10 protein-coding genes are annotated in these 11,355 nt (G+C 61.6%); 3 read left to right on the plus strand and 7 right to left on the minus strand.

Annotation, left to right across the window (positions count from 1 at the left end):
- Positions 1-58: 58 nt before the first annotated feature.
- A complete protein-coding gene (locus R1T40_RS04250) occupies positions 59-727 on the plus strand; it encodes a DUF4167 domain-containing protein (RefSeq protein WP_106164576.1) in 669 nt (222 codons plus the stop codon).
- 101 nt (positions 728-828) lie between these two features.
- Here the strand turns inward: R1T40_RS04250 and rsmA are convergent, their stop codons facing one another.
- From rsmA to lptF, 6 genes are all read right to left on the minus strand, one after another.
- Positions 829-1,674 (minus strand): 16S rRNA (adenine(1518)-N(6)/adenine(1519)-N(6))-dimethyltransferase RsmA, encoded by an 846-nt coding sequence (gene rsmA / locus R1T40_RS04255; protein ID WP_317385994.1) that lies wholly within the window; start codon positions 1,672-1,674, stop codon positions 829-831.
- A 143-nt stretch (positions 1,675-1,817) separates the two neighbouring features.
- The gene (pdxA, locus tag R1T40_RS04260; protein ID WP_317385995.1) at positions 1,818-2,798 is read right to left on the minus strand and encodes a 4-hydroxythreonine-4-phosphate dehydrogenase PdxA; all 981 of its coding nucleotides are present in this window, start codon (positions 2,796-2,798) and stop codon (positions 1,818-1,820) included.
- Complete coding sequence (locus R1T40_RS04265; protein WP_317385996.1) at positions 2,795-4,072, minus strand: peptidylprolyl isomerase; 1,278 nt, start codon at positions 4,070-4,072, stop codon at positions 2,795-2,797. The genes pdxA and R1T40_RS04265 overlap by 4 nt, the downstream gene beginning before the upstream one ends.
- Positions 4,057-6,255 carry an LPS-assembly protein LptD gene (locus tag R1T40_RS04270; RefSeq protein WP_317385997.1) on the minus strand — a complete coding sequence of 733 codons (2,199 nt, stop codon included), beginning with the start codon at positions 6,253-6,255 and terminating at the stop codon, positions 4,057-4,059. Before R1T40_RS04270 ends, R1T40_RS04265 begins: the two co-directional genes overlap by 16 nt.
- Positions 6,239-7,345, minus strand: coding sequence for an LPS export ABC transporter permease LptG (gene lptG / locus R1T40_RS04275; protein WP_317385998.1), 1,107 nt, complete (start codon positions 7,343-7,345; stop codon positions 6,239-6,241). The genes R1T40_RS04270 and lptG overlap by 17 nt, the downstream gene beginning before the upstream one ends.
- A complete protein-coding gene (gene lptF, locus R1T40_RS04280) occupies positions 7,342-8,475 on the minus strand; it encodes an LPS export ABC transporter permease LptF (RefSeq protein ID WP_317385999.1) in 1,134 nt (377 codons plus the stop codon). The genes lptG and lptF overlap by 4 nt, the downstream gene beginning before the upstream one ends.
- Positions 8,476-8,699: 224 nt before the next feature.
- Here lptF and R1T40_RS04285 point away from each other — a divergent pair, with 224 nt between their 5' ends.
- Positions 8,700-10,172, plus strand: a complete 1,473-nt coding sequence (locus R1T40_RS04285; RefSeq protein ID WP_317386000.1) for a leucyl aminopeptidase — start codon at positions 8,700-8,702, stop codon at positions 10,170-10,172.
- Between the two features lie 8 nt (positions 10,173-10,180).
- Positions 10,181-10,645: a DNA polymerase III subunit chi gene (locus tag R1T40_RS04290; protein WP_317386001.1), complete on the plus strand. Its 465-nt coding sequence runs from the start codon at positions 10,181-10,183 to the stop codon at positions 10,643-10,645.
- A 78-nt stretch (positions 10,646-10,723) separates the two neighbouring features.
- Here the strand turns inward: R1T40_RS04290 and R1T40_RS04295 are convergent, their stop codons facing one another.
- Positions 10,724-11,305 (minus strand): retropepsin-like aspartic protease family protein, encoded by a 582-nt coding sequence (locus R1T40_RS04295; RefSeq protein WP_317386002.1) that lies wholly within the window; start codon positions 11,303-11,305, stop codon positions 10,724-10,726.
- Between the last annotated feature and the right edge of the window lie 50 nt (positions 11,306-11,355).

Raw genomic sequence — 11,355 nt, forward strand, 5'->3', positions numbered from 1 at the left:
GCGCAGAACGCGCGATACGAGGTCTTCGACAATTAGAATCAAGGCTGACGTTAGGCATATGAGATCGTCCAAATCACGTTCGCGTTCAAAGTCGAACCGGAACCGCCCGAATGGTGCAAGTGTTGTGAACCGCGTGTTCGACAGCAATGGGCCCGAAGGTAAGGTTCGCGGAACGCCGCAACAAATAATCGACAAATACAACCAGCTTGCCCGTGATGCGCAGCTGGGCAACGATCGTGTTGCGACCGAGAATTTTCAGCAACACGCAGAGCACTATCTGCGCATGCTGAATGAGGCGCAGCGCGAGATCGATGCCAAGCGCGAGGAGCAGGAGCGCCAGAACCGCGAGCGTCAAGCTGAGCGGGATCGTGAGCGGGCGGAGCGTCTGGAGCGCCAGGAACGCGAAGCTGCCGACGCCGCCGAGACGTCTGGTGAAGGGCCGCAGCCTGACATTCAGGATCCGCGCGACGCTGCAGTTCAGCCTGCACAGGGCGACAGCGGTTTGGTGGAGACGCCGGAAGGCGCGACATCCGACGCGGATGGCACCCCTGCCGCGAAAAAACCACCGGCGCGCAAGCCCCGAAGCCGCAAACCAGCTGCGCCCAAAGCAGCTGATGCAGGTGGGGATGCCCAGCCGCAGGCGGACGCAGAGGCCAAGCCAAAGCCAAAGCGCAGCCGTGCAAAGCCCAAACCCAAGTCAGATGAATCGCAGGAAGCCGCTGAATAAGCGCGCCTGTGATTGTGAATTGAAAGAGCCCCCGGTCGCAATTGCAACCGGGGGCTCTTTTGTCTGTATACTTGAGGGGCGCGCGGTTGGGCGCGTCTTGCTCAGCTGCTTTGTGCGAGGCTGCGGGCGAGGGCGCAGAACCCTTCCAGGCTGACTTGTTCCGCCCGTTCTGTCGGGGGGATGCCAGCTGCATTCAGGTGATCCTCGATCTGGGGCGATATGCCCTTGAGCGAGGCGCGCAACATCTTGCGGCGCTGGTTGAATGCGGCAGCCACAACGCGGCTGAGGATGGCGGCATCGGCGGGAAAGCGCGGCTCCGGCAGGGCGGTCAGATGCACCACGGCGCTGGAGACCTTGGGCGGCGGGGTGAAGGCCTCTGGCGGCAGAGACACTGCGATACGCGCCTCTGCGCGCCACTGCGCAAGCAGCGCAAGCCGCCCATATGCTTTTGAACCCGGTTTTGCCACGATGCGTTCGGCCACCTCACGCTGGAACATCAACGTCAGGCTTTGCCAGAACGGCGGCCATTCCTTTGGTGTCAGCCAGCGCACCAGAAGCTCCGTCCCGACGTTATAGGGCAGGTTGGCCGCGACCCGGATGGGCGGCGTGAGATGCGCCAGCGGATCCACTTCCAGCGCATCGCCGTTGATGACCTGCAACTGACCGGGGTAGGCCGCGGCAATCTCCTCCAGCGCGGGCAGGCAGCGCTGGTCCTTTTCAATGGCGAGCACCCGACGCGCGCCCTCGCTCAGAAGTCCACGTGTCAGGCCGCCCGGACCGGGACCGATCTCGAGGACGTCACAGCCGGTCAGATCGCCTGCCTGCCGCGCGATCTTGGCGGTCAGGTTCAGGTCGAGGAGAAAGTTCTGACCCAGCGATTTGCGGGCCGAGAGCTGGTGGGTCGCGATGACCTCGCGCAGCGGGGGGAGATTGTCGATGGCGCTCATGATGCATGTTCATAAGGCGGTCGCAGGCAACTGGAAAGCGGCTTCTTGCGACAAAACATCATGCCGTCCTCTCGAAGGCCGGGCTCAGACTGAAATGACCGTGCGCGTCGCCGGAATATCGTCGTCAGGAAAGCGCCCAACGGTCACGCGTTGCGGGCGGCGGCCATGGTCTGCGCAAGGCGCAGCGCCTCGATCAGGCTGGAGGGATTGGCGCGTCCCTGACCGGCGATATCAAATGCGGTGCCATGGTCCGGCGACGTGCGAATGAACGGCAGCCCGAGGGTGACATTCACGCCTTTGTCGAAGTCCAGTGTCTTGATCGGGATCAGGGCCTGATCGTGGTACATGGCGATGGCGGCGTCATATGTCTTGCGGGCCGCGGCATGGAACAGCGTATCAGCCGGATGTGGTCCGGTCAGGGAGAGGCCCTCGGTGCGCATCTCGCCGATCAGATCGGCGATCCAGTCCAGCTCTTCATGGCCCATGGCCCCGCCTTCGCCCGCATGCGGGTTGAGGCCGGTGAGTGCGATCCGTGGAGCGGGGATGCCAAACTGTTGACGCAGCCCCTGTTCGGTCAGGGTAATCACCTCGCGCAGCAGGCTTGGTGTCAGCGCCGTGGGCACCTCTGACAGGGCAATATGGATGGTGGCGGGAACAACGCGCAGCTGCTGACTGGCGAGCATCATCACCACGCGGTCAACTCCGGCCAGGGCCGCGAGGAATTCGGTATGACCGGGGTAGGCGAACCCGGCGCCGTCGATCAGCGCTTTTTTGTGGATCGGAGCGGTGCAAACGGCGGATGCTTGTCCGCTGGTGACCAGGGCGACCGCGGTCTCGATGGACTGGATTACACCTGCGGCATTGCGCGAATCTGCGGTGCCGGGGGTGTTGTCCCCGGCGAACTGCAAGGGCATGACCGGAAAGGCATCTGCACAGATCTCTGTGGCTTCGGCGGGGTGCTGAACGACTTGCGTCGGGGTGCCTTTCGGCAAATGGCGTGGATCGCCAATCCAGACGAACGGACAGTCCTGACGCAGGCGCTGCCAGGCGGCAACGGCAATCTCGGGGCCGATGCCACCCGGTTCGCCGCAGGAAAGTGCAATCACCTGCGGCGCCTGGGTCATAGCCCTTCGATCCGGGCGTTGGCTTTCAGTTGCTCGATCAAGCTCTCGGCGAGGCTGTTCAGTCGTTGCTGAACCAGAGCGTTCGCTACAGATGCACGCCCGTTTTCTTGCGCTGCAACGACGTCGCTGGTGCGGCCGCACAGCATGGTGAACAACAAGGTCTGACCGTTGTCGCGCGTCACCGCCGCCGAAGATTCGTTTGGATCCATCTTGGACAGTTCCAGCGCGATATCCTGCGGGATTTCTGACGGGGCCAGGCTGCCGCGGAAGAGCAGGGCAGGGTCCTTGTCCTTGTTCACACCATAAAGATCATCGCAGGTGTCGACCGTGTCACGCAATTCGGCGGCGCGGGCGAGCGCCTCAGCGCTGCGACCGCCGGGAATGCGGTAGGTCGCATAGTCAATGGCCGCAAAGCTCGCGCTGCGTCCGTCAACTTCGCGCAGTCCGCGCATCCGAAAGATCGCGATGGCCCCCTGCATCGGCAGCGGCTGGGTGATTTGGCCCGGCTCCAGGCTGAGCACAACTTCTTGCAGTTGGCTGGGCAGACGGCTGAGCGGCATCCAAGGCAAGCGCCCACCGTCTACACGACTGTCGGAGGCGGAGAATTGCGCCGCAGAGGCCGCAAAGGCCTCGGGGTTCTTCAGCTCGGAAATCTGGATGGCGAGTTCCTGAACCTGCGCGGCGTTATTCTCGTTGATCGGCATGATGACTTCCGACAGAAGCACCTGCACGCTTCCTGAGCCCGAGTTGCCCATGGCGCGGTCGATTTCAGTGTCGGTCGGGCGCGCCTGTGCAGAGAACCGGCCCCGTACGTATTCGCGCCAGCCGATCCCGGCGGATGTGAAGTCGCGCACGGTTTCCGGATCGACGCCGGCCTGTTTCAGGCTCTGGAGGAACTGTTCCAGCGTCAGATTGGTGCGCTGCGCCAGTTCGCGCATGCCTTCGGTGATTTCCTCTTCGCTCAGGGTGAGGCCAACTTCGGACATCACCTGCCGCTTCAGCCGGTCCTCGATCAGGTCATTGCGCGCAACGGTCATCGGGTCGCCCTGCACGGACCCCAGCACATTCAGGAAAAGGGCGCGTTGCTGCAGTTCGTAGCCGGTGATCACATCCTCGTTCACGGTGATGACGGGAGAGAACAAACCCTGCGCTTCTGCATCAGATGCTGGTGAGGTGATCAGAACAGTCAGAGCCAGTCCACCGACACAGGCGGCCTTGCGGGTCCAGTTGATCAGGGCCAGGGAGGCCTGGCGGAAATTTAGGTCTTGCTGCATGATCGCCTGCTCGTTGTGTTGCCGCTCTTCACGGAGAACCCGTTGAGCGATAGTGTAAATCCGAAATCGGTCGAAGGCTCAACACTTGTCGTGCTGGTATAGCGCCGGCTGACCGAGAGGTCGAGGGTGACACATTCGTTTCGGTAGCTCAGGCCGAGACCTGCGCGTGTGGCGCGGCCATCGGTTATGTCGTAGCGCATGTTCGCTCCGGCACGCCAGGTCTGGTTCAGCGCGTAAGATCCATCAAACCACAGCTCTGAGGTCTCCTGCGCTCTGTTCTCGGCAGGATCAGCCTGCAGCCAGAGATAGCTGCCAGCAAGAGACACCCGGTCGCGATTGAGGTCGCCGCGGAATTCGGCCTTGGACACCGACCATTCCTCATCAAAAATGCTTCGGGCGGTCAGGGTCAGGTTGTTGCGCAAGCCAATCTGCCCGGCGACCAGAAGGTTGGAGTTCTGACCATCGAGACCAGACGAGAGCGTAAAGCCAGGCTGCGCCTCGTCCCGGCGAATTTGCGCGATCGTGCCGGTGGCATACCAACCCGACGTGTCGAAATGGGAAAAGTTCACCCCGTAGATCAGCGTCTTGCCGTCTTCGCGCGCGTCCGTCTCAGGAAAGCGCGACAGCGCCAGCAGGTTGCCCTGATCGTATTCGGAAATATTGCTGGCTTCATTCGGGGTGTCGTCGCCGTTCACGTCGGTCCAGCCGACCTGAAGGATCGGCTCTAGAACCTGAACCGCGCCGGAGGCCGTTTGCCGGGTCATGGGCCGGCGGAACGTCAGCGCAGTTTTGGGGGTCACGCGCGTGGCGTCATTGTCAAATGCGCCATCGTCTGAAAGCGCAAAGCTGTCCAGCCCCAGACCAACGGTCCAGTTGGTTTCGACGCCATAAGGCAAAATCCAACTGCGCAACCAGATCACGTCCGCCGACACCCGCGTCACGTCGCGACCGTTGGGATCCGTCGCGGTGGCATCAAGCGAGGATTTGCGGGTGAACTGAGTGGCGTTCAACTTTAGTCGAACCTCACCGCCGATATGCTTGGGAAACAGTCGGTGTTCGAAGGTGCCGGTCAGGATGGTCGAGGGAATGAAATCCTGGTTCTCTGTGTCCCGAAGTGTCTTGTAGTTGTAGATATTCCCCTGAATGAGCTGATCGCGCCGCACCCTGCTGATGCTCAGTTCCGAGCGTATGCGGTCAGTGTCGGAAATATCATAGTCGGCGAGATAGGCGTCGTCGGAGACGGTGTTGAGGTCAAATTCAAGCTTGAAGTCACGCCAGATATCGAACCGGCCCGCTGCAGACAGGAAACCGCGCCCGTCATCGGGTTGAATGTCATCGCGGCTGAAGGCGCCGGAAATCTCGATGTTGCCTGTGCGGAAGGCCTGCCGATACCGCAGTTCCAGGGTTGTCGTCTTGCCAGCCAGATACGGCGTGATGGTCAGATCCTTGTCGGGACCGATGGTGACGAAATACGGCAGTTTGAGACCTACGCCGAGGTTGGAAGAGCTGAACAGCGAAGGCGTTAGAAATCCGTCCGCACGTTCCAGTGTCGGGTCGGGCAGACGCAGTGCCGGAAAATAGAACACCGGAACGTCCTTGATCAGCAATTGCGCCCCTTCAAAGTAAAGCTGGCGTTCCGTCTGGTCATGGGTGATCCGCTCTGCCCGGATCTGCCAGAGCGGCGCACTGCCATCGCTGCACACATCGCAGGACGTGACAGCGGTCTTGTACAGCTGTGAGTAGCGTCCTTCGACGCGCGTCATCTGCAGGGCAGCGAGTTGCACCTGTTGGTCAAAGACCATGCGGGCACCGCGCAGAATGCCGTTGCGCAATCCACTGTCCAATTCCGCTGCTGTCGCGAGGACAGTAATTGATCCGCTCTGGTCGATGCGGATCGGGCCTTCCATCTTCAACAGACCTGTTTGGCGGTCATAGGTGATGCGTCTGGCCTGCAGGCGCACATCACCCTGAAAGGCCTCGACGTTGCCTTCCGCCACCAGTTTGCGGTCAGGCGATACAAAAACCCTGTCCGCAACCAGCATGGCCGGGGTGTCAATGCTTTCGCCTTGCGGCACAGCCGTCTGGGAGGCTGCGCTGATGGCCGAGAGGCCCAGCCACAGGGGAACCACAGTGCTCAGCAGCGCTCCTCGCTTCCAGTTCTTGAAATTAACCGTCTTCGGCATGCAGGAGCAATCCCATCGTCAGGAGTATTGAAGCCACCGGCGGCGCCCAGGCGGCCAGCAGAACAGGAATCTGTCCATTTTCGCCGAGGATTCGTGCGAAGTTATGGACGAAGTAAAGGGCAAACCCCAGCAGAACTGAGGTCAAAACGGCGACGCCGGTCCCGCCAAGGCGTGTATGGCGCATGGTAAACGCCGCGCCAACCATCACCATCGCCACCAGAAACAGCGGCCGGGCCAGTTCGACTTGCAGCCAGACACGGAACCGGGTGGTCGAAAACCCGGCCTCTTGCAGTGCGGTCACGGTATGCGGCAGATCATAGATCGAAATACCCTCTGCAAAGCCGAGCGTGTCGCGGATCCGTTCATTTGTCAGATTTGTCGGCAAGCGCAGCTCGTCATACTGTCTTGCGCCGCGTTCCGGATTTACGCCAACAACCAGCTGCCAGACCTTGGCGTCGCGCAGAACCCAATCTTCGCCGTCAAGCCAGGCTTCCTTGGCGATCGTGCGCCGTGTGGGTCCCCCCTCCGGGGCATAGGTCAGAATTGACACGTCATAGAGGAACAGCTTGTCCGCATCGCCGCGATAATTGCCCGCATGGATCACCGACTGGCCGTTCTGCCCGCCCTGGCGCAGCCAGAGGCCTTCACCGGTGAGAGACACCGCAGCGGCTGCGCCCGGCTGGCGATAGCTCTCGGCCAGCGCCTTGTACCTGTTGGCGGTCGCGGCCACGATGGGATTGAGGGTGCTGACCGCCAAAGCGCCAATGATCAGGGCCACCACAACCGGCGGCAGCAGGGCCCGGATGCCGGACCGGCCAATGGCGCGTGTCACGACCAGCTCGCTGCTGCGTGCCATGCCGACAAACAGCACGATGGTGGTCAGGATCATGATCAGCGGGAGAAATTCGCTCAGTGCGGCCGGGGCGTTCAGCCACGTTAGCACCAGCAGTTGGCCAAACCCGAGGTCCTGAGCGTCAAAACGCCGAAATTGTTCGCTGAGGTCGATCAGCATCACCAGGCTCATCAAGACGGCGGTGATGACCAGGAACCACTGTAGGAAGCGCTTGGCATAATAGAGGTCGAGGATCATATGGCCGTCTCCCGGCGAAAGCGCTGGCGCGAAAATGCCTGAGGTCGACTGGCCAGATGCAGAAACAGCACGGCGATCAGCAGCCCAAGCGCCGATGGCAGATAGACAATCGGCCACATGGCGGCATTGTCGAGCACCGGATCAGAGACCACGCCACGCAGCCCCTCGATCAGAATCAGCAGACAGAAGGCGCCCAGCAACTGCTTCCAGATGCCAAACCGGCTGAACCCTCCGAGCATCAGGGTGGACACAGCAATCATCACCACAGCAAGGGTCACAGTCGCGCGGGCGAACCGCAGGTGCAGCTCCTCTGCCTGCGCTCCGGCGGCATGACCATCCGCCTGAGTGATCCCGTCGCGGTCCTGCAGCAGGTCCAGCGTTGGAATATTGCGCAATGGGCGCGGCGCGTCGGCCGGAACCGGCGAAACGGCCCCAAGCGGTTGTGAAAAATCCGCAAACGCAGTGGTCGAGAGGCGGTCGCTGCCAATTTCCTGACGTTGGGCAAGCCCATCGACAAGGATCAGATGCGCTTCGTCACCGTCGCGCACCAGATAGGCCTTGTCACTGGTATAGGTGACTTCAACATCCGAACTGCGTTGGTCGTTGAGGAAGACATTGTTGAGCGTCCCCTGGTCGTCAATGCTGCCAATAAAGAAGGTGACACCATCTGTCGGGTGAAGAAAGCTCCCGGGTTTCAGGAGTTTAGCGCTGACACTTCGCGCAAGCTCGGCCTCGCGCAAATCCATTTGGGCGAGGGAGGCCGGCAGCAGGAAAAGACTGAGCGCGGACATCATCAACGCACCGATCACGCCAAAGGCCATGGCGGGACGCGCCAATTGCCAAGGGCTGGAGCCTGTTGCACGCAATACCGTCAGTTCGCTCTCTGAATTGAGCCTGTTGGTCACCCAAACCGTGGCAGCAAATGCGGCCAGCGGCAGGACCATTCGCACCAGATTCGGCAGGCTCAGCGCGGAGATCTCAAGGAACGCCAGAACGCTTTGACCGTCACCGATCAGCCAGTCAAACAGGCTTACCGCCCGGTTGATCCAGAATACGGCCACCAGAATTAAGGCAAAGAAGCCAAAGAACAATAGGTATTGCGACAGCACATATCTGTCGTAGCGTGACACCCGATCCCCCCATAGATCTTGCGCTCGGATTATTTTTTGGACCTTAGAGGAATTAAACGGTCGGGAAAACTGCAATCTTCCCCGCAGGATGTCAGATCGGCGAAGCGGCGTCTTCAACCGACGGCTGCTCTGGTATTCGCGCCGGGCAGCCGCTACCTGTATTGCGAAAGCTGCGGCGCGGGTTTGGCGCGGTGGCAGGAACTGATGATCTACAGGAGACCTGAATGAGCGCGCTTACCCCGATCCGTTTTTCCACCTATGATCCCAAAGCCCTCGCCGATGTCGAAGGCCATCTTGCGATCGTGGTGACGCCCGAGGGAACCATGGATCAGGCGGCCCGCAGCGCCAATCGGCTGTCCAAGGGCGCCGTGGCGCGTCTGATCGCCTCGGACGAATTCTCAAAGGCCAAGACCGGACAGGTCATCACGCTTGCTTGGCCCGCAGGGCTGGCGGTCGAGGCGCTGCACGTATTGGTCCTGCCCCGCCGCCTTACGGTGACCGAGGCGCGCAAGGCCGGGGCCAAGCTGGCCGAGGCACGCGGCCGCAAACCGCTGACGGTGAAAACAGGCAACATGTCCCGTGCGGCGGATCTGGCGCTGGGGCTGGCCCTGCGCAGCTATAGCTTTGATGCTCATAAATCCGCTGAGGCGGATGCTGCGGGCACGATCACTATCGGCCACAACAAGCCCGAGGAGATCGAGGCTGCCTTTGCACCGCTGCTGGCGGTGGCCGAGGGCGTGCATATGACCCGGGATCTGGTGAATGAGCCCGCCAATGTGCTGACAACCACTGAATTTGCCAACCGGCTTGAGGAGATGACCTCCCTTGGGCTGGAGGTCGAAGTGCTGGACGAGGCCGCGCTGGACGCACTCGGCATGCGGATGTTGCTGGCTGTTGGTCAGGGCTCCGCGAGCCCGTCAAAGGTCGTGGTGATGAAGTGGAACGGTGGCGACAAGGACGCCGCTCCGCTGGCGCTCGTCGGCAAGGGTGTGGTCTTTGATACGGGCGGCATTTCGCTGAAGCCTGCCGCCGGTATGGAAGACATGACCATGGACATGGGCGGCGCAGGCGTTGTTGCCGGCACCATGCGCGCCCTTGCTCTGCGCAAGGCAAAGGCGAATGTGGTGGGCCTGGTCGGGCTGGTGGAGAATATGCCGTCGAGCACGGCCATTCGTCCCGGCGACGTCATCAAGTCGATGAAGGGCGACACGGTGGAGATCATCAATACCGATGCCGAAGGGCGCATGGTGCTCTGCGATGTGCTCTGGTACGCGCAGGAACGGTTCAAACCAGCCGGTATCATTGATCTCGCAACCCTCACCGGTGCGATCATCATTGGCCTGGGCCATGAAAACGCAGGCGTTTTCTCCAACGATGATACCCTGTGCAAGGCCTTCCTGAAGGCGGCGGATGCCGAGGACGAAGGGGCGTGGCGCATGCCTCTTGGCCAGGCCTATGACGATCAGCTGAAGTCCCGCGTTGCGGATCTGAAAAACGTCGGAGGTCGCCCTGCAGGCTCGATCACGGCTGCGCAGTTCCTGCAGCGCTTCATTCAGGACGGCACGCCTTGGATCCATCTGGACATTGCGGGCGTGGCCTCGGTCAAGTCCAACACCGCCTATGCGCCCAAGGGGGCAACGGGCTGGGGCGTCCTGGCGTTGAGCCGCCTCGTGCAGGATCATTTCGAGGCGGAGTGAGAGCGAAAATGGGGGCCGCTTATTTCTACCACCTGACGCGCAGGCCATTGCAGGACACCTTGCCGGTTCTGCTGGACAAGGCGCGTGGCGCAGGCTGGCGCATTGCGGTGCGTGGGCGTGACCCGGACCGGCTTTCTTGGCTCGATGACACGCTCTGGCAGGCAGGGGACGCAAGTTTCCTGCCGCACGGGCTGGCGGGTGGCCCCCATGATGCGCTGCAACCGATCCTGTTGACGACCTCTGCCGAGGTGTCGAATGGCGCGACCTGCGTCATGTGCGTTGATGGCGCGGATGTTGCGCCAGACGAGGTGACCGCGCTGGAGCGGGTCTGCATCCTGTTTGACGGCACCGATCCGGAGGCGGTGCAGCATGCACGTGGCCAGTGGAAAGCGCTGACCGCGGCGGGATGCGCGGCGCAGTATTGGTCCGAGGAAAGCGGGCGCTGGGAGAAGAAGGCCGAAAGCGGCGGCTGAGCAGCATGGCCATGTTGGCGACCCGTGCCCGATGACAGCAGGCCGAACAAGTGCGCAGCCCCGGCAGGGGGGATGCTGTCAACGGGTGAGCAGAAGCTCGTTGTTGCGAATTTCCAAGCCGGAAAACCGCTGTAGATACCCCATCCCCAGCAGCGATTGTTCAAGCGCCCCTTCGTTGACCCAGGCGGAGACATTGCGATCCACGATGCCGCCCAGACCGACGCTGTCCAGTTTGATGCGTGCGGTGCGGACTTCGCCATTGGCGGTCATGGCACGGCCCAGATAGGCAAGGTCTTCGGTCTCAATACCCACGCGAGCTGCCGACTCGGCATTGAGGACCATTTCGCTGGCACCGGTGTCGACAAGAAAGTTCACCGGCTGTTCGTTGATCTGCAGCGTCAGGTAATAGTGCCCGTCGCGCGACCGGGGCACGCTGATCTGGCCACCATCCGACATGACGGCCTGTTGCGGCGCGACGGTCGACCGGATGTCACTCCATAGCCCATAGGCGGCAATGACGCCGAGAAAAATCAATGCCCAGATCGCCAGCTGCTGCGCGGTCTTGCCCAGAGATTGCCGGTTCTGGACAAACACCCATGACCCAACGGCGGCCAGGAGCACCACCAGATAGATCATTTGGCCCATATCGTCAGACGTCATCGTGTTCACTCCTCCATGAGTAGGGAGGTAGGTATCCCAGAGAGGCTTGT

This window comes from Tritonibacter scottomollicae (assembly GCF_032924845.1).
GTDB lineage: Bacteria > Pseudomonadota > Alphaproteobacteria > Rhodobacterales > Rhodobacteraceae > Epibacterium > Epibacterium scottomollicae.